At 55.6% G+C, this 17,516-nt stretch carries 19 protein-coding genes; 7 read left to right on the top strand and 12 right to left on the bottom strand.

Annotated features, from left to right (window positions below):
- The first annotated feature begins 112 nt into the window (after positions 1-112).
- Positions 113-712: a 5'-deoxynucleotidase gene (gene yfbR, locus CKK19_RS04200; protein ID WP_022648832.1), complete on the top strand. Its 600-nt coding sequence runs from the start codon at positions 113-115 to the stop codon at positions 710-712.
- Between the two features lie 82 nt (positions 713-794).
- On the opposite strand, the gene CKK19_RS04195 is transcribed toward yfbR, so the two are convergent.
- The 4 genes from CKK19_RS04195 to yfbV all read right to left on the bottom strand — a co-directional run bounded on the left by CKK19_RS04195 (position 795) and on the right by yfbV (position 4,416).
- Positions 795-2,627, bottom strand: coding sequence for an SLC13 family permease (locus tag CKK19_RS04195; RefSeq protein WP_022648833.1), 1,833 nt, complete (start codon positions 2,625-2,627; stop codon positions 795-797).
- Positions 2,628-2,702: 75 nt separating this feature from the next.
- Positions 2,703-3,362, bottom strand: coding sequence for a sugar phosphatase (locus CKK19_RS04190; RefSeq protein ID WP_022648834.1), 660 nt, complete (start codon positions 3,360-3,362; stop codon positions 2,703-2,705).
- Positions 3,363-3,373: 11 nt separating this feature from the next.
- Positions 3,374-3,868: a YfbU family protein gene (locus CKK19_RS04185; protein ID WP_008502874.1), complete on the bottom strand. Its 495-nt coding sequence runs from the start codon at positions 3,866-3,868 to the stop codon at positions 3,374-3,376.
- A 92-nt stretch (positions 3,869-3,960) separates the two neighbouring features.
- Complete coding sequence (gene yfbV / locus CKK19_RS04180; RefSeq protein WP_063853427.1) at positions 3,961-4,416, bottom strand: terminus macrodomain insulation protein YfbV; 456 nt, start codon at positions 4,414-4,416, stop codon at positions 3,961-3,963.
- 335 nt (positions 4,417-4,751) lie between these two features.
- Between yfbV and ackA the strand changes: the two genes are divergently transcribed.
- Together ackA and pta are read left to right on the top strand one after the other, a co-directional pair.
- The gene (ackA, locus tag CKK19_RS04175) at positions 4,752-5,954 is read left to right on the top strand and encodes an acetate kinase (RefSeq protein ID WP_022648835.1); all 1,203 of its coding nucleotides are present in this window, start codon (positions 4,752-4,754) and stop codon (positions 5,952-5,954) included.
- 75 nt (positions 5,955-6,029) lie between these two features.
- Positions 6,030-8,171: a phosphate acetyltransferase gene (gene pta, locus CKK19_RS04170; protein ID WP_022648836.1), complete on the top strand. Its 2,142-nt coding sequence runs from the start codon at positions 6,030-6,032 to the stop codon at positions 8,169-8,171.
- 107 nt (positions 8,172-8,278) lie between these two features.
- Here the strand turns inward: pta and CKK19_RS04165 are convergent, their stop codons facing one another.
- The 5 genes from CKK19_RS04165 to CKK19_RS04145 form a co-directional block, all read right to left on the bottom strand.
- A complete protein-coding gene (locus tag CKK19_RS04165) occupies positions 8,279-9,232 on the bottom strand; it encodes a transketolase family protein (RefSeq protein WP_038416451.1) in 954 nt (317 codons plus the stop codon).
- Positions 9,225-10,055, bottom strand: coding sequence for a transketolase (locus CKK19_RS04160; protein WP_063853426.1), 831 nt, complete (start codon positions 10,053-10,055; stop codon positions 9,225-9,227). Before CKK19_RS04160 ends, CKK19_RS04165 begins: the two co-directional genes overlap by 8 nt.
- Positions 10,052-11,443, bottom strand: coding sequence for a PTS ascorbate transporter subunit IIC (locus CKK19_RS04155; protein WP_225455028.1), 1,392 nt, complete (start codon positions 11,441-11,443; stop codon positions 10,052-10,054). Before CKK19_RS04155 ends, CKK19_RS04160 begins: the two co-directional genes overlap by 4 nt.
- A gap of 21 nt (positions 11,444-11,464) precedes the next feature.
- Positions 11,465-11,737, bottom strand: coding sequence for a PTS sugar transporter subunit IIB (locus CKK19_RS04150; protein ID WP_003861447.1), 273 nt, complete (start codon positions 11,735-11,737; stop codon positions 11,465-11,467).
- A 79-nt stretch (positions 11,738-11,816) separates the two neighbouring features.
- A complete protein-coding gene (locus tag CKK19_RS04145) occupies positions 11,817-12,260 on the bottom strand; it encodes a PTS sugar transporter subunit IIA (RefSeq protein WP_063147687.1) in 444 nt (147 codons plus the stop codon).
- Between the two features lie 236 nt (positions 12,261-12,496).
- Between CKK19_RS04145 and CKK19_RS04140 the strand changes: the two genes are divergently transcribed.
- Complete coding sequence (locus tag CKK19_RS04140; RefSeq protein ID WP_003861441.1) at positions 12,497-13,516, top strand: LacI family DNA-binding transcriptional regulator; 1,020 nt, start codon at positions 12,497-12,499, stop codon at positions 13,514-13,516.
- Positions 13,517-13,519: 3 nt separating this feature from the next.
- Here the strand turns inward: CKK19_RS04140 and yfcD are convergent, their stop codons facing one another.
- The 3 genes from yfcD to yfcF are packed head-to-tail and all read right to left on the bottom strand — an operon-like array spanning position 13,520 to position 15,394.
- Positions 13,520-14,086 (bottom strand): NUDIX hydrolase YfcD, encoded by a 567-nt coding sequence (yfcD, locus tag CKK19_RS04135; RefSeq protein ID WP_006811396.1) that lies wholly within the window; start codon positions 14,084-14,086, stop codon positions 13,520-13,522.
- A 55-nt stretch (positions 14,087-14,141) separates the two neighbouring features.
- The gene (gene yfcE, locus CKK19_RS04130; protein ID WP_023300633.1) at positions 14,142-14,693 is read right to left on the bottom strand and encodes a phosphodiesterase; all 552 of its coding nucleotides are present in this window, start codon (positions 14,691-14,693) and stop codon (positions 14,142-14,144) included.
- Positions 14,694-14,749: 56 nt separating this feature from the next.
- Positions 14,750-15,394, bottom strand: a complete 645-nt coding sequence (gene yfcF / locus CKK19_RS04125; RefSeq protein ID WP_023300634.1) for a glutathione transferase — start codon at positions 15,392-15,394, stop codon at positions 14,750-14,752.
- Positions 15,395-15,534: 140 nt separating this feature from the next.
- Here yfcF and yfcG point away from each other — a divergent pair, with 140 nt between their 5' ends.
- The 3 genes from yfcG to CKK19_RS04110 all read left to right on the top strand — a co-directional run bounded on the left by yfcG (position 15,535) and on the right by CKK19_RS04110 (position 17,515).
- On the top strand, positions 15,535-16,164 hold the full coding sequence (gene yfcG, locus CKK19_RS04120) for a GSH-dependent disulfide bond oxidoreductase (RefSeq protein ID WP_022648841.1): 630 nt from the start codon (positions 15,535-15,537) through the stop codon (positions 16,162-16,164).
- A gap of 75 nt (positions 16,165-16,239) precedes the next feature.
- Entirely contained in the window at positions 16,240-16,608 is a 369-nt protein-coding gene (gene folX / locus CKK19_RS04115) for a dihydroneopterin triphosphate 2'-epimerase (RefSeq protein WP_003861432.1), read from the top strand.
- A gap of 13 nt (positions 16,609-16,621) precedes the next feature.
- On the top strand, positions 16,622-17,515 hold the full coding sequence (locus tag CKK19_RS04110) for a TIGR01777 family oxidoreductase (RefSeq protein ID WP_023300635.1): 894 nt from the start codon (positions 16,622-16,624) through the stop codon (positions 17,513-17,515).
- Position 17,516: the final 1 nt, after the last annotated feature.

The raw sequence follows: 17,516 nt of genomic DNA, 5'->3' as shown, positions 1-17,516 counted from the left end.
TATGTATCCGGTCATACACTGCGCTTACCCGGCCTGTAACATCTGCAAATTTGCATCTTCCCTCCCCTCCCCGCACAATGAAGTCCGTCGCAGTGAAGACATAAGGTAACCTATGAGTCAGAGTCATTTCTTTGCCCACCTCTCCCGCCTGAAACTCATCAACCGCTGGCCGCTGATGCGCAACGTGCGCACTGAAAATGTGTCTGAGCACAGTTTGCAGGTTGCCATGGTCGCTCATGCGCTGGCCGCGATTAAAAACCGCAAATTCAACGGGCAGGTTAATGCCGAACGTATCGCCCTGCTGGCGTTGTACCACGATGCATCGGAAGTGCTGACCGGGGATCTGCCTACGCCGGTGAAATATTTCAACTCGCAGATTGCCCAGGAATATAAGGCCATTGAGAAGATTGCCCAGCAGAAGCTGATCGATATGGTGCCTGATGAGCTGCGTGATATCTTCGGGCCACTGATCGACGAGCATCAGTATACGGAAGAGGAGAAATCCCTGGTTAAGCAGGCCGATGCGCTGTGCGCCTACCTGAAATGTCTGGAAGAGTTATCCGCGGGGAATAACGAGTTCCTGCTGGCGAAAACGCGCCTGGAGAAAACGCTCGACTCCCGCCGTAGCGAAGAGATGGATTACTTTATGCAGGTGTTTGTGCCGAGCTTCCATTTGTCGCTGGATGAGATCAGTCAGGATTCACCGCTGTAGTTTTTCGCCCAGCGGCGCTGCGCTTGCAGGGCCTACGAATCACGTAGGCCGGGTAAGGCGTAGCCGCCACCCGGCGATGTTCTCAGAACGGGAATAACACCGGAATCAGCACCACGCATACCAGCATCACCAGCACAGTGAACGGCACGCCCAGCTTTACAAAATCGCTGAATCGATAGTTTCCCGGCCCCAGCACCAGGGTATTGACCGGGGAAGATACCGGCGTCATAAATGCCGCGGACGCCGCCATCGCTACCACCATCGCAAACGGATAGGGCGAAACGCCCATCGATTTTGCCATCGCCAGCGCAATAGGCGCCATCAGCACAGCCGTTGCGGTATTGGAGATGAACAAACCAATGGTGGCGCACATGACGAACAGGCAAACCATCATCAGGTACGGACCATATCCCCCGCCCGCGTCCATTAAGCCTTTTACGATCAAATCCACCCCGCCGGTTTTCTGTAGCGCCAGGGCGAAGGGCATCATCCCAACGATGAGAATGATGCTTGGCCAGTGAATCGCTTTGTAAGCGCTTTCGGCGTCGATACAGCGGAATTTTCCCATTAACAGACAGGCGATTATCGCCGCCACCGGGTTAGGGATCTCGTCCGTCAGCATCAACGCGACCATCAACACCAGGCAAAAAATCGCATGGGGCGCCTGACTGTGCGCCGGTGACGCGTCGCTCTCTTCAATCGGCATATTCAGCACCACAAAATCGCGGCCTTTCTGCCCGAGCTGGCTAATCAGTTTCCAGTTGCCGACCACGAGGAAGATATCCCCCAGCAGGATCGGCTCATCCACCACCGCCCCTTCAAGGGCTACGCCATCGCGCTTCAGGCCCACCACGTTGAGGCCATAGCGGGTACGAAAGCCGATTTCGCGCACGGTTTTGCCCAATAACTCCGATTCCGGGATCAGCGACACCTCGGCCATTCCCACATCCAGCGCCCGGTCGGAGAAATACTCGCCGCGCAGCACCATCGGCTCCAGCAGCTGCTCGCTACAAAACTCTCGCAGATCCACGTCCGCGGTGGACATATCAATCAGCAGGACGTCACGCGCGCGAAACTCTGACACCCCATTCACGTTAACGATTACCCGACGAAAACGACGCCAGCGCTCAACCCCGATGACGTTCGCGCCATAGCGTTCGCGTAGCTTAAGGTCGTCCAGCCGCTGGCCTATCATCGGCGAACCGGGGCGGATAGCCAGCCGACGGGCGCGCCCGGTCAGACGGTACTCTTTGATCAAATCGCGAAAAGTTCGCCGCTTCCAGCCCTCTTTGGCTTTGTCCTGCTTCTCCCCTTTCAGCGCGAAACGGGTCAACAGCATATAGATAATGCCCATCACCAGTACAACCAGCCCGATCGGCGTGACGCTGAAAAAGCTAAACCCCTCAAGCCCCTCACGGATCAGTTCGCTGTTTACGACGAGGTTCGGCGGTGTCGCGACCAGCGTCATCATGCCGCTGATGAGCCCGGCAAAGCTCAACGGCATCATCAGCCGCGACGGGGAGATCTGCATCCTCATGCAGACGCTCAGCACAACCGGAATAAAGATGGCCACGACCCCCGTCGAGCTCATAAACGCACCCAGTCCGGCGACCGTCAGCATCAGATAAATCAGCATTTTGGTTTCGCTGCTGCCCGCCACTTTAACCAGCCACGACCCCATCATCGTCGCCACGCCGGTGCGTACCAGCCCGTCGCCAATAATAAACAGGGCGGCAATCAAAATAACGTTGGGATCGCTAAACCCGGAAAAGGCTTCTGGCAGGGAAAGGGTACCGCTCAGAACGAACGCGACAATCACAAACAGGGCGACGGCATCCATGCGCACCTTGCCCGTGGCAAAAAGAATGATGGCGATTAACAGCAGGCTCAGGACCCAAATCAGTTCACCGTTCACAACATGTCCTTGTCAGTGGAGGAGAAGCAATTCTGCCATAAAAAAGCCCCGGTAATGCGGGGCTATATCATGGGATTACATTTTTAGCGAGACGGTTACAACGCCGTCTGATGCCTTCGAGACGTCGATGGCGGTCAGAGTATTAAGCACAAAATCTGCCTCCTCCAGCCGGGGGGACCCCGCCGGGACGTTAACGGCAATGACGTGGCTTCCGGCGTTCAGCCCGGCCAGCACGCCTGCCGCCGCGTCTTCCACCACCACGCACTCCGCTGGCGCAAGGCCGAGCAGTTCAGCGCCGAGCAGAAACGCATCCGGTTCGGGCTTGCCGCGCTTTACGCGCTCAGCGGTAATGAAGACGTCCGGCGTCGGTAAACCGGCCGCCTTATGGCGGGCATGCGCGACAGGAACCGAGCCGGAGGTGACGATAGCCCACGGGATCTGCGCTTCATTCAGATGCTCAAGCAATTCGCGCGCACCGGGCAGCGCGGTGATGCCCTCAGTGTCGGTAGCTTCAATCTGCTCCAGATATTTGAACTCCGCCTGAATCTCTTCCTCAGGACGTCCCGCCAGGAAGTGCCGCAATGAGGTAATGGCCTGTTTGCCATGGATGAAATTCAGTACATCCTGATGGTCAATGCCGTGCCTGTCGGCCCAATGACACCAAGAACGCTCCACTACCGGCAGCGAATCCACCAGCGTACCGTCCAGATCAAACAGAAAACCTTTACACTGCACACGCACCTCCGTCAGGCATTAATGATTTGTTGAATTTCGTTGCTGCTTAAATGGTACTGACGCGGACAGGCGTGCCACGCGCTCAGCATACGTTGATACTTATCCCACATTGGGGTCTGGGCGTTGAAGCCGTGCGTACCCGCATCAAAATGAGTGTAGCGCCCTTCGGTGTTCACCATAAAGCGCACATAGCTCAGATAGCGCGCTTCTGTCGCGGCATCAAAGCCCAGGAACGTTACGCGGCGCTCGTCAATGGACTGCTGGTCTTTCAGATTGGTCCAGGACACATGCAGCGCATGGTACATCTCCATGATGTCGATAACGATACGGCAGGTTTCCTCTTTCAGTTCGCCAAATTCGCGATCCAGTTCGCGCATCTGCAAGCCAAAACCACGTTCAACAATGGTTTGCAGGCGGCTGTAGCGCGCAGCGTTATCGGGATCAAGCATAGTCATCATCTTGTACTGGTTAGACAAAATCAGACGTTGAGCATGGGTCATTTCCATCTTTCGACTCCTGTAGCGCATTGCACTGTAAAAAAAAGACACGGTAACTGATTGTTACTGTGCCTTCTTTTGGTCGTCGTTTCGATGATCAATCACAAGTCATCGAGGAATGTTTTATCAAGCTGTTTAAACGCGCGCTTGAGGGTGTCCGCCAGCGCCTGATAATCCGGCTTGCCTTCAACCGGGGCGAGCGCCTGGCCGGCCTCCTCCAGTTTTCCACGCACTTCATAAAACCAGTGTAAAATAGAAGGCGGAAGTGGCGTGATGGAACGTTTACCTAACCACCACAATCCCTGCATCGGCAGGCTTAACGCAAAGAGCGCCGTCGCGACGGCAGGTCCAAGCTGTCCACCCAGCGCAATTTGCCAGCAAAGAGTAAAGACGGCGATCGGGGGCATAAAGCGAATCGCATAGCGCGTGGCGCGAATAGTGCGATTTTCAATAAACATGGGCGCGAGGCGCTTTTCCATCGGCCATGTCTTTGCGTAATGCTGTCCCCGACGAAACAGACTAAAAAAGTTCACGGACGGGATTTCAGGTGTTGACATGGCTGTACCTCAACTTCACATATAAAAATTAAAATTTTCGTGCAAAACCACAACAGGCTATGACAACGTTCAAAATATTTTGTCATCGCTACCCCGTATCGGGTATCCTGTGCCAGCCTGATAGGCCGTAGACGAGAAGCGTTAACTCGTCAAATTATCGCATATTATGCCATTGTCTGAAAAATGTTCAAAATGGCTTAAAATCATAGGTATTTCTTCCATCCTGCCAGAATGTTCGTTTGGCATGATGTTAATCATAAATGTCTGAGTCAGCATGCGTTACGCTTTAGACTCATTGACGTTTTTTTAGCCACGTATCAATTATAGGTACTTCCATGTCGAGTAAGTTAGTACTGGTTCTGAACTGCGGTAGCTCTTCACTGAAATTCGCCATCATCGATGCGCTCAACGGTGATGAGTACCTCTCTGGTTTGGCCGAATGTTTCCATCTGCCTGAAGCACGTATCAAGTGGAAGATGGACGGCAGCAAACAAGAAGCGGCTTTAGGTGCAGGCGCCGCTCACAGTGAAGCGCTGAACTTTATCGTTAACACTATTCTGGCACAAAAACCAGAACTGTCTGCTCAGCTGACTGCGATTGGTCACCGTATCGTCCACGGCGGCGAAAAATACACCAGCTCCGTGGTAATCGACGACTCTGTGATTCAGGGCATCAAAGACTCTGCGTCTTTCGCACCGCTGCATAACCCGGCTCACCTGATCGGTATCGCTGAAGCACTGAAATCCTTCCCGAATCTGAAAGATAAAAACGTGGCCGTGTTTGACACCGCGTTCCATCAGACCATGCCGGAAGAGTCTTACCTCTATGCCCTGCCATACAGCCTGTACAAAGAGCACGGCGTACGTCGCTACGGTGCACACGGCACCAGCCACTTCTATGTGACTCAGGAAGCCGCAAAAGTACTGAACAAGCCGGTTGAAGAAGTCAACATCATCACCTGCCACCTGGGCAACGGTGGTTCTGTTTCTGCTATCCGCAACGGTAAGTGTGTTGACACCTCTATGGGTCTGACCCCGCTGGAAGGTCTGGTGATGGGTACCCGTTCCGGTGATATCGACCCGGCGATCATCTTCCACCTGCACGACACCCTGGGCATGAGCGTTGACGACATCAACAAAATGCTGACCAAAGAGTCTGGCCTGCTGGGTCTGACCGAAGTCACCAGCGACTGCCGTTACGTTGAAGACAACTACGCAGAAAAAGCTGACGCTAAACGTGCAATGGACGTTTATTGCCACCGTCTGGCGAAGTACATCGGTTCTTACACCGCGCTGATGGACGGTCGTCTGGACGCGGTTATCTTCACCGGCGGCATCGGTGAGAACGCGGCAATGGTACGTGAGCTGTCCCTGGGCAAACTGGGCGTACTGGGCTTCGAAGTCGATCACGAGCGTAACCTGGCTGCCCGCTTCGGCAAGTCTGGCTTCATCAACAAAGAAGGCACCCGCCCGGCTATCGTTATCCCAACTAACGAAGAGCTGGTCATCGCGCAAGACGCGTGCCGCCTGACTGCCTGATTCCACACCGCCAGCAATGCTGGCGGTGCTGTTTTGTAGCCCGCCCAACGCGGCGGTAACGAAAGAGGATAAACCGTGTCCCGTACTATTATGCTGATCCCTACCGGAACCAGCGTCGGCCTGACCAGCGTCAGCCTCGGCGTGATCCGCGCTATGGAACGCAAAGGCGTTCGTCTGAGCGTCTTTAAGCCTATCGCCCAGCCACGTGCCGGTGGCGATGCGCCAGACCAGACCACCTCCATCGTTCGTAAGAACTCCAATCTGCCAGCGGCTGAACCGCTGAAGATGAGCCACGTTGAATCTCTGCTCTCCAGCAACCAGAAAGACGTGCTGATGGAAGAGATCATCGCCAACTACCACGCAAACGCGCAGGACGCTGAAGTGGTGCTGGTTGAAGGCCTGGTCCCGACCCGTAAACACCAGTTTGCCCAGTCTCTGAACTTTGAAATCGCGAAAACCCTGAACGCAGAGATTGTTTTCGTGATGTCTCAGGGCACTGACACCCCAGAGCAGCTGAAAGAGCGTATCGAACTGACGCGCAGCAGCTTCGGCGGTGCGAAAAACACCAGCATCACCGGCGTGATTGTTAACAAGCTGAACGCGCCAGTAGATGAGCAGGGCCGTACGCGTCCTGACCTGTCCGAAATCTTCGACGACTCTTCCAAAGCGAAAGTCATCAAAGTTGACCCGGCCAAGCTGCAGGATTCCAGCCCACTGCCGGTGCTGGGTGCGGTGCCATGGAGCTTCGATCTGATTGCCACCCGTGCAATCGATATGGCGCGTCACCTGAATGCCACCATCGTTAACGAAGGCGATATCAACACCCGCCGCGTGAAGTCCGTGACCTTCTGCGCGCGCAGCATTCCGCACATGCTGGAACACTTCCGCGCAGGTTCCCTGCTGGTGACCTCTGCTGACCGTCCAGACGTGCTGGTTGCAGCGTGCCTGGCTGCGATGAACGGCGTGGAAATCGGTGCGATCCTGCTGACCGGTGCCTACGAGATGGACCCGCGCGTCAGCAAGCTGTGCGAACGTGCGTTCGCCACTGGCCTGCCAGTCTTCATGGTGAACACCAACACCTGGCAGACCTCCCTGAGCCTGCAAAGCTTCAACCTCGAAGTGCCGGTTGATGACCACGAGCGTATCGAGAAAGTTCAGGAATACGTTGCGGGCTACATCAACGCAGACTGGATTGAATCCCTGACGGCGACGTCCGAGCGCAGCCGTCGTCTGTCTCCTCCAGCCTTCCGTTACCAGCTGACCGAGCTGGCGCGTAAAGCGGGCAAACGCGTGGTTCTGCCAGAAGGTGACGAACCACGTACCGTTAAAGCGGCGGCCATCTGTGCAGAGCGCGGTATCGCGACCTGTGTGCTGCTGGGTAACCCGGATGAGATCAACCGCGTTGCGGCGTCTCAGGGCGTTGAGCTGGGCGCTGGCATTGAGATCGTTGACCCGGAAGTGGTTCGCGAAAGCTACGTTGCCCGCCTGGTTGAGCTGCGTAAGAACAAGGGCATGACCGAAGCCGTTGCGCGCGAGCAGCTGGAAGATAACGTCGTGCTGGGTACGCTGATGCTGGAGCAGGACGAAGTTGACGGCCTGGTTTCCGGTGCGGTTCACACCACCGCGAACACCATCCGTCCACCGTTGCAGCTGATCAAAACCGCACCGGGCAGCTCTCTGGTCTCCTCCGTGTTCTTCATGCTGCTGCCTGAACAGGTTTACGTTTATGGCGACTGCGCGATCAACCCGGACCCAACCGCAGAGCAGCTGGCAGAAATCGCTATCCAGTCTGCGGACTCCGCGACTGCCTTCGGTATCGAACCGCGCGTCGCGATGCTCTCCTACTCCACCGGTACTTCTGGTGCAGGCAGCGACGTAGAGAAAGTCCGTGAAGCAACCCGCATTGCGCAGGAAAAACGTCCGGATCTGATGATCGACGGCCCGCTCCAGTACGATGCCGCGGTAATGGCTGACGTTGCGAAATCTAAAGCGCCTAACTCGCCGGTTGCAGGTCGCGCTACCGTGTTCATCTTCCCGGATCTGAACACCGGTAACACCACCTATAAAGCGGTACAGCGTTCAGCAGACCTGATCTCCATCGGGCCAATGCTGCAAGGTATGCGCAAGCCTGTGAACGACCTGTCTCGTGGTGCGCTGGTAGACGATATCGTCTACACCATCGCGCTGACGGCGATCCAGTCTTCGCAGCAGCAGTAATGTTTTGCCGGATGGCGCTTCGCTTATCCGGCCTACAGGACCGTAGGCCCGGTAAGCGCCAGCGCCACCGGGCAACAAAAAGGCGACCACAAGGTCGCCTTTTTTTATTACAACAGCTCCCGCGCCGCCGACACAATGTCATGTGCCGTCAGGCCATACTCCTTCTGCAGGAAGTCCTGCGTGCCTACCTGACCGTAACGCTCCTTCACCCCAACCCGCCGCATCGGCACCGGACAGGTTTCCACCAGCACTTCCGCCACCGCCGACCCCAGCCCGTTGTGAATGCTGTGGTTTTCGCAGGTCACAATACGCCTGGTTTTCTCGGCATAATTTTTCACCAGCATCCGATCGATGGGCTTCAGGGTAAACATGTCGATGACCGCTGCGCTTACCCCCTCCTGCTCCAGCTGGCGCGCCGCCTCCAGCGCTTCCGCCACCATAATGCCGTTAGCAATCAGGGTAATATCGGTTCCCTCGCGCAGCACGTTGCCCTTGCCGATGGTGAAGGTTGACCCCGGGGCATAGACGCTCGGCGCCTGTTTACGGATGGTCCGCACCCAGTAGAAGCCTTCCAGGTCGATAAGCTGACGCAGCACATCTTCGAACATCACCGCATCGGTCACCTCCAGCACCACTGAATGCGCCAGACCGCGCACGATGCCCATATCCTCAAACGACATATGCGTCCCGCCGTTGTGGCAGGCCGTCACGCCCGCATCCGAGGCAATCACCTTCACATTATTGCGCTGGTAGTCCAGGGACATAAACAGCTGGTCGAAGCAGCGACGGCTGGCAAAGGCGGTAAAGGTATGGACGAACGGCTTACGTCCGGTGAGCGACAGCCCGGCGGCCGTCCCAATCACGTTAGCCTCCATAATGCCGCAGTTGATGACGTGCTGTGGATAATCACGCGCTACGCCGTCCATCGCCATCGAGCTCATCAGATCCGCTTCGAGCGCAATAATCTCGCTCCCGGCCTCAATCTGTTTTGCCACAAAACCCGCATAGACCTTACGCATCTCAACGGCATCTTTCTGTCCTGTCGGTGCAACCTTAATCATGTGAAGCCTCCAGTTGGCGAATCCTCTCGTTGAGCGCCGCTTTGCTCTCCTCAGTTAATCGCAGGTGATGCGAGTTGCTGAGCTGTTCCAGGTATGGCACCCCCTGCCCTTTGATGCTGTCGAGGATCACCACCCGCGGACGCGCATCGGTCACAGGGATCGGCGCGGTCACCTCCAGCAGCGCCGGAATGTCGTCCCCTTTCACCGTCACCACGTCAAAACCAAAGGCCCGGAATTTGCCTTCCAGATCGAAGGCGCTGATGATTTCGTCCAGCTCGCCGTCGAGCTGCTGTTTGTTCCAGTCCACGAACACCGTCAGATTGTTCAGTCGATGGTGTGCAATAAACTGGAAGGCTTCCCAGCACTGCCCTTCGTTCAGCTCCCCATCGCCAACGATGCAAAACACCCGGTTTGGCCTTCCTGCCAGCTTGTGCGACAGCGCCATGCCACCTGCAATGGAGATCCCCTGCCCCAGCGATCCGGTGGTGGCATCCACGCCGCGTGTTTTCAGGCGATCCGGGTGGCTTGGCAGACGCGTTCCGTTCTGGTTTAGCGTGCTCAGCTCTTCAATCGGGAAGTAGCCCTTAATCGCCAGCGTGCTGTACAGCGCCGGGCCCGCATGTCCCTTCGACAGCACAAAGTAATCGCGCTCTGGCCAGTCCGGATCGGCCGGGTCAATTTTCATTACCGCGCCGTACAGAACGGCCAGTGTTTCAACGACTGACATGCTGCCGCCGTAGTGACCAAAACCCAGCTGCGTCAGGGATTTCAGCGTCTCAAGGCGGATCTGACGCGCCAGTTCGGTTATTTCATTTTCATTCATGATTTGGCTCCGGGGTTTTCCTGCGCGTTACCGCTGGCAGGTTTGTTTTTAGCGAAGACGTTGTAGGCCACCAGCAGCGCAAACAACACAACAACCAGTCCGGTGATGGCAAGCGGCGACAGGAAGCGCGCCAGGTTGCCGAGCACAATCCCGACGGCGCCAAAGTCGGCGTCCGAGAAGGTCGTATTCGCAAAGCCAATCGCGCCCAGAACAGGCAGCAGCAGGACCGGCAGGAAGGTGATCAGCAGGCCGTTAGCAAAGGCGCCAATCATCGCCCCGCGACGTCCGCCGGTGGCGTTCCCAAACACGCCCGCCGTTGCACCGGTGAAGAAATGCGGCACGACGCCCGGCCGGATCAGCACCCAGCTAAACTGACCGCAGATGAACAAGCCTACAATCCCGCCGAGGAAGCTGAACAGGAAGCCAATCAGCACCGCGTTTGGCGCATACGGGTAGACCACCGGGCAGTCCAGCGCAGGTCGCGCATTGGGCACCAGTTTTTCCGAGAAGCCGGTAAAGGCCGGGACAATTTCCGCCAGAATCAGGCGCACACCCTGCAAGATGATAAACACGCCTGCCGCGAAGGTGATGGCCATAATGATGGCGTACACCAGGTAGTTCTGGCCGCCGCTGAAGGTGGCCTCCACGTACTCACGCCCGGCGCTCACCGCCATAATCAGGTAGATAATCATCATGGTCAGTGAGATGGAGATCGAACTGTCGCGCAGGAAGCTGAGGTTCTTCGGCAGGTTCATCTCTTCGGTGGAGCGCGAGCCTTTACCGACCTTGCTGCCAATCCAGCCGGACAGCACGTAGCCCAGCGTGCCGAAATGACCGAAGGCAATCTCATCGTTGCCGGTAATACGCTTCATATAGCGCTGCGCAATCGCCGGGAAGAAGGCCATAATCAGGCCGAGGATCAACGAACCGGTAAAGACCAGCCCTACCCCTTCGAAGCCTGCGACCGTCAGGATCACGCCAATCATGCACGCCATGTAGAAGGTGTGATGCCCGGTCAGGAAGATGTACTTCAGGCGGGTAAAGCGCGCGACAATAATATTCGCCACCATCCCGAAAGCCATAATGAGCGCGGTGGAGGCACCATATTTTTCCAGGGCAATCGACACAATAGCTTCATTGTTGGGAATAATGCCCTGAATATTAAAGGCGTGCTCAAACATACCGCCGAGCGGATTTAAAGAGCCCACCAGCACGGTTGCGCCGCCGCCCAGTACAATAAAGCCGAGAATGGTTTTAATTGTGCCTTTTACCACATCTGAAAAGGCTTTTTTCTGCGCCACCAGACCAATCAGGGCAATTAACCCGACCAGGACTGAAGGGACTTTTAAAATATCAACAACGAAATTCAGCGTTTCAAGGATAAACATATCCACCTCGCCTTTTCAGGATTATTGTCTTTCGAACCAGGCGCGCAGCTGCGCTTCGAGTTCGTTGATATCGATAATATTGTTGATCACCACCAGCTGGCTTTCCGGCACGCTGGCGCTGGCGGCAATGTCTTTCGCCATTACAAACAGGTCCGCCGCGCCCGGCGTGGCCGAGGAGAGATCGGAGTGTTCAACCTCTGCCTCAATTTCCAGTTTTTTGAGCACCTTTTTAATATTCATTTCGACCATAAAACTGCTGCCCAGGCCGGAGCCGCAAATAGCCATAATTTTCATTGTTATCCCCTTTTTTGAGTAGAGTACGCCCCATCACGCTGACGCGTAATGTTGAGATGAATCGGATTAAATAATTAAATCAGAAGCGATTGATGACGGTTTTTATCTCCTCCAGCGTATTCGCCCGATGTAATTCAGCCATATCTTCGTCGCTGGAAAATAATTCTGCTAAGGCGGAGATCATTTCGATATGGCTATGTTTGTCCGGCGCCGCCAGCATCACAATCACATCGACGGGGTCAAACTCACCAGCACCAAATGAGACGCCCTGTTTCAGTTTTAATAATGACAGGCCAAGTCCTTTCGCCCCTTCTTCCGGTCGCGCGTGTGGCATTGCCAGCCCAGGAGCCAGCACATAGTAGGGACCTAACCTGTGATGCTGCTCAATGATAGCCGTGACATATTTCGGCGCAATGACCTGCAAATCCAGCAGCGGTTTCGCGCACAGTTCCAGCGCCTGGGGCCAGCTTTCAACGCTATCCTGTAGGATGATGGTTGTATCATATATCCACTTTTTGAGCATTTTTCACTCCCGCTAAAGACCAGACATGGGCAAACTCTATTCAACCCATCAATTAATGACTGCGATCGCGATCACAAAGATAGCGCTACCAACGACTAACATGCAGAACTGTGATAGCGCTATCAAATTGCTATCCTGGTGCGAAATCACAGCAAAAAAAGGGATTTAAGGCGTATACTGCCTGTCACGTAAAATGAAGGATGAAACTAAATCGCGTCCTGTCAGCAGGAAGATGTATGTCTTTAACCCGAAAACGGCGCAGTACCGGAAAAGTAACGCTCGCGGATGTCGCGCAGCTTGCCGGCGTAGGCACGATGACTGTTTCCCGTGCCCTCCGCACGCCCGAACAGGTTTCCGATAAACTGCGTGAAAAAATTGAAGCCGCGGTGCAGGAGCTGGGTTACATGCCCAATCTTGCCGCCAGCGCACTGGCATCGGCATCGTCATGGACGATTGCGATGGTAGTACCCAATCTTTCCGAAGCTGGCTGTTCCGAGATGTTCGCCGGGCTACAGCAGGTGCTCCAGCCAGCCGGATATCAGATTATGCTGGCGGAATCTCAGCATCGTCTTGAACAGGAAGAGAAACTGCTTGAAACGCTGCTGGCCTCGAACATCGCCGCGGCGATACTGCTCAGCGTCGAGCACTCCGATACCGTGCGACACTGGCTAAAAAACGCCTCTATCCCGGTGATGGAAATGGGTGCAATGCGTGCCGATCCTATTGATATGAATATCGGGATTGATAACGTCGCCGCCATGTATGAACTTACCGAAATGGTGATTCAGCGCGGCTACCAGAATATCGGCCTGCTGTGCGCTAACCAGGAGCAGTGGATTTTTCAGCAGCATTTGCAGGGCTGGTACAAGGCGATGCTGCGCCACCACCTGGCGCCAAATAGAGTGATTAATGCCGCCATGCCGCCGAACTTCTCCACCGGTGCGGCACAATTGCCGGAGTTTCTGCTGGCGTGGCCGGAGCTGGATGCGCTGGTGTGCGTATCAGATGAACTGGCCTGCGGCGCGCTATATGAGTGCCAGCGTCGGCGCATCAAGGTGCCGGACGATTTAGCGGTCGTGGGCTTTGGCGACAGCGACGTCAGCCGCGTCTGTCAGCCGCCGCTGACGACGATGGCAGTACCGCATCGCAAGATTGGGATTGAAGCCGGGAAAGCGTTACTGGAACGTCTGAATGACGGAGACTGGCGCGACCATAAACCCATCGCGTCCAGCCTGTGTCTGCGGGAAAGCTGTTAAGGCTTACTCAGCCTCTTCCTCTTTTTCCGCCTTATTTTCCGGTTTAGCGGATTCGTTTTTGGCGTTGCGGGTCATCCACAGCGCCAGTGCTTTAAGGGAATCCGGCGTGAATTCGTCGCAACGCGCGGTGATCTCTTCCGGCGTCATCCAGCACACTTCGCTCACTTCCTCTTCCTGCAAGGCGAAAGGTCCGTGGGAAACGCAGCTAAACAGCCCGCCCCAGACGCGACAATGCTCATCTTCGAAATAAAACTGTCCGTGCTCGGCAAACGGCACGCCAGCGATACCTAACTCTTCTTCCGCTTCACGACGCGCGGAATCCAGCAATACTTCATCGGCCTGCACGACGCCACCCGCTGTGGCATCCAGCATACCAGGAAGAAAATCTTTGGTGTCGGTGCGACGCTGGACCAGAATCTTGCCCATGCCGTCATGAACAACGATGTAAGTCGCGCGGTGACGCAGACGCTCCGCACGCATTTGTTCGCGGCTGGCCTGCGCGATCACTTCATTCTCTTCGCTGACAATGTCAACCCACTCAGTACTTGCCAAATGATTCTGCTCCACCATCGGGAAACCTTCTCGTCTAAGCGCTCTTTCGGCGCGTTTTCAGTTGTGGTGTAACTTACGGATTAATCGCTATCTGCGCAATAACTTGCTGATCATTAAGTGCGATAACGCTTAATGTCCCGTCTTCATACATGCCGTAGCTTGCCGGGTTACCGCCTTTAGGAATGCTGACAGACCCGGGGTTAAAGTGGTAAAACGCCCCGCGTTTTTCCGCCACCGGAATATGAGTATGACCATAAACCAAGACATCGCCAGCGGCGAGTGACGGCAGGTTATCCGGGCCGAACAGGTGCCCGTGGGTCAGGAACAAACGGCTGTTTTCCATCAACACTTGTTGCCAGGGAGCGGTGATGGGAAATTGCAGCAGCATCTGGTCAACTTCGCTGTCGCAGTTGCCGCGAACGGCGATAATGCGCGAGGCAAAATGATTAAGTTTTTCCGCCACCTGCGCGGGAGCATACCCTTCCGGCAACGCATTGCGTGGGCCGTGGTTTAACACATCGCCCAGGATCACCAGCCATTGCGCCCCGCTTTGGGCAAACAGAGATAACACGCGTTCGGTCGCGGGCAGCGATCCATGAATATCCGACGCAAACATCAGTTTCATCAGTTACTCCTCGGGAATTCAGACTGCCCCTATCATACCTCAAGCGCCCCGTCTTATCAGCCCGCGCGCTTAGCAGAGAGTGCCAGATAGCGCTGTACCGACGCGCGTTGCCACTGGAAGGTGGCGTAATCCACCAGTAGCTGTGGGACGTCATCGCCGTTGAGGATAAGGCGATTGAGCATCAGCGCCAGATCGGTGTCGGCAATACACCACTCGCCAAACAGGTTTGGGTTACCCTGTGACAGCAGCGATGACGCGGTATCAATCAGCTTCCGGGCGCTGGATAAGCCTTCCTCGCTGAGGGCGGGCTTTTTGACGCCAGCGAACACCACGTCCGTGGAGCGTTCTGTGCGAATCGGCACCAGGTCGCTACGCAGCCACGCCTGGATCTGGCGGGCGCGGGCGCGCTTTTGCAGATCGTGAGGATAGATGCGTTCCCACTCTGGTGGGGCAAAGCGGTCTTCAAGGTACTCGTCAATCGCTGAGGATTCACTCAACTCAAAACCGTCAATCTCCAGCACAGGGACACGGCGGGTGAGCGCGTAGCCCTGCCACTGAGGCTTCAGATGTTCGCCGCTGTCCAGGTCAACGGTTTTCAGACTAAAAGTTAGCCCCTTTTCTGCCAGCGCCACATAAACGCTCATGACATAAGGAGAAAAAAAGTTCGCATCGGACCACAACGTTATTACAGGCTGGCTCATAACATCCTCTTCGGCTGATCGGTTTTCACTCAACATATAATCTCTTTGCCTCGCTGTCACTTGATGAAAACTCACGATTTACAACAAGCACCTATACTGATTTTTCATGGCAACACTATTCGCACTGACAGGAGTTGAGAATGATAGATCTCTATTATGCCCCCACCCCTAATGGCCATAAGATCACCCTCTTTCTTGAAGAAGCCGAACTGGACTACCGGATCATTCGCGTGGATATCAGCAAAGGCGATCAGTTCCGCCCCGTTTTTCTGGCCATCTCGCCCAACAATAAAATTCCGGCCATCATTGATAACCTGCCTTCTGACGGGGGCAAACCGTTAAGCCTGTTTGAGTCCGGAGAGATTTTGCTTTATTTGGCAGAGAAAACCGGCAAGCTCCTGAGCGGGGAGTTGCGCGAGCGTCATCACACGCTGCAATGGTTATTCTGGCAGTCGAGCGGCCTGGGGCCGATGCTGGGGCAGAATCATCACTTTACCGCCTATGCGCCGCAGACGATCCCTTACGCCATTGAGCGATATCAGGTCGAAACCCAGCGCCTGTACGGAGTCCTGAACCGTCGGCTGGAAAAATCACCATGGCTGGGAGGTGAGCATTACAGCATCGCAGATATCGCCTGCTGGCCGTGGATCAACACCCATGAACGCCACCGGATCGACCTGGCCACTTATCCGGCGGTGAACAACTGGTTTGAGCGCATCCGGACCCGCCCGGCAACCGAACGCGCCATGCAAAAAATCCATCAGATTTGAGCCTGTGCCCCGTTGGGTGCAGGTGTTCTCCTCATGTATGATGAGGTAAAAATACTGACACGGAGAAGACCTGCAATGTCCCAGCATGACGCTATTATTCGTATAAAAAACCTTCGCTTACGTACATTCATTGGTATCAAAGAGGAAGAGATCGCGAATCGCCAGGATATCGTGGTGAATGTCGTGATCCATTACCCGGCAGACAAGGCGCGCGCCAGCGAAGACATCAATGACGCGCTGAACTATCGCACGATCACCAAAAGCATCATCCAGTACGTTGAGAACAACCGTTTTGCGCTACTGGAAAAATTAACTCAGGATGTGCTCGACATCGCACGCGAACACCACTGGGTCACTTATGCTGAAGTGGAGATCGATAAACTTCACGCCCTGCGCTACGCCGACTCCGTCTCCATGACGTTAAGCTGGCAGCGCCAGGCGTAAACCTGGAGGTTGTATGAAGATCCTGCTCACCGGCGGTACGGGGCTGATTGGTCGCCATCTCATTCCACGTTTGCAGGCGTTGCATCACGACATTACCGTGGTCACGCGCAGCCCGGAGAAAGCGCGCCAGGTGCTGGGCACCGGCGTTGAGATCTGGAAAGGCCTGGCGGAACGGCAGGATCTGAACGGCTTTGACGCCGTCATCAACCTTGCAGGCGAACCAATCGCCGATAAACGCTGGACCGAAGAGCAAAAACAGCGTTTATGCAGCAGCCGCTGGAACATGACCGAAAGGCTGGTTGAGCTGATTCGTAACAGCGAGATGCCGCCCTCGGTGCTGATTTCCGGCTCTGCAACAGGCTATTATGGCGATCTCGGTGAAGTGGTGGTGACCGAAGAAGAGCCGCCGCACAACGAGTTTACCCATAAACTCTGCGCCCAGTGGGAGCGCATTGCCTGCGGGGCGCAGAGCGATAACACCCGCGTCTGCCTGCTGCGCACCGGCGTGGTGCTTGCTCCGAAAGGCGGTATTCTCGGTAAAATGTTGCCGCCGTTTAAAATGGGGCTTGGCGGGCCCATCGGCAACGGTCGTCAGTATCTGGCGTGGATCCATATCGACGATATGGTCAACGGTATTCTCTGGCTGCTGGATAACGACCTGCGCGGGCCGTTTAACATGGTATCTCCCTACCCCGTACGTAATGAACAGTTTGCTCACGCCCTGGGTCATGCCCTGCATCGCCCGGCGGTACTGCGCGTGCCTGCGACGGCGATTCGGCTGTTGATGGGCGAATCTTCGGTGCTGGTGCTGGGCGGCCAGCGCGCGCTGCCAAAACGGCTGGAAGCGGCCGGATTTACGTTCCGCTGGTATGACCTGGAAGAGGCGCTGGGGGATGTGGTGCAGTGAA

This window comes from Enterobacter sp. CCUG 70166 (genome assembly GCF_020224095.1).
GTDB classification, from domain to species: domain Bacteria; phylum Pseudomonadota; class Gammaproteobacteria; order Enterobacterales; family Enterobacteriaceae; genus Enterobacter; species Enterobacter intestinihominis.
Note: the sequence above shows the minus strand (reverse complement) of the source record. Positions and strands in the feature narration are given on the sequence as shown.

Bases quoted from the DNA above. Each gene is read 5' to 3' on its own strand.
- CKK19_RS04155 (WP_225455028.1), bottom strand. From the start codon at position 11,443: ATGTTTATCCTTGAAACGCTGAATTTCGTTGTTGATATTTTAAAAGTC.
- CKK19_RS04150 (WP_003861447.1), bottom strand. From the start codon at position 11,737: ATGAAAATTATGGCTATTTGCGGCTCCGGCCTGGGCAGCAGTTTTATG.
- ackA (WP_022648835.1), top strand. From the start codon at position 4,752: ATGTCGAGTAAGTTAGTACTGGTTCTGAACTGCGGTAGCTCTTCACTG.
- CKK19_RS04165 (WP_038416451.1), bottom strand. From the start codon at position 9,232: ATGATTAAGGTTGCACCGACAGGACAGAAAGATGCCGTTGAGATGCGT.
- yfcE (WP_023300633.1), bottom strand. From the start codon at position 14,693: ATGAAACTGATGTTTGCGTCGGATATTCATGGATCGCTGCCCGCGACC.
- CKK19_RS04145 (WP_063147687.1), bottom strand. From the start codon at position 12,260: ATGCTCAAAAAGTGGATATATGATACAACCATCATCCTACAGGATAGC.
- CKK19_RS04140 (WP_003861441.1), top strand. From the start codon at position 12,497: ATGTCTTTAACCCGAAAACGGCGCAGTACCGGAAAAGTAACGCTCGCG.
- CKK19_RS04185 (WP_008502874.1), bottom strand. From the start codon at position 3,868: ATGGAAATGACCCATGCTCAACGTCTGATTTTGTCTAACCAGTACAAG.
- folX (WP_003861432.1), top strand. From the start codon at position 16,240: ATGTCCCAGCATGACGCTATTATTCGTATAAAAAACCTTCGCTTACGT.
- yfcG (WP_022648841.1), top strand. From the start codon at position 15,535: ATGATAGATCTCTATTATGCCCCCACCCCTAATGGCCATAAGATCACC.
- yfcF (WP_023300634.1), bottom strand. From the start codon at position 15,394: ATGAGCCAGCCTGTAATAACGTTGTGGTCCGATGCGAACTTTTTTTCT.
- yfcD (WP_006811396.1), bottom strand. From the start codon at position 14,086: ATGGTGGAGCAGAATCATTTGGCAAGTACTGAGTGGGTTGACATTGTC.
- CKK19_RS04110 (WP_023300635.1), top strand. From the start codon at position 16,622: ATGAAGATCCTGCTCACCGGCGGTACGGGGCTGATTGGTCGCCATCTC.
- CKK19_RS04160 (WP_063853426.1), bottom strand. From the start codon at position 10,055: ATGAATGAAAATGAAATAACCGAACTGGCGCGTCAGATCCGCCTTGAG.
- yfbV (WP_063853427.1), bottom strand. From the start codon at position 4,416: ATGTCAACACCTGAAATCCCGTCCGTGAACTTTTTTAGTCTGTTTCGT.
- yfbR (WP_022648832.1), top strand. From the start codon at position 113: ATGAGTCAGAGTCATTTCTTTGCCCACCTCTCCCGCCTGAAACTCATC.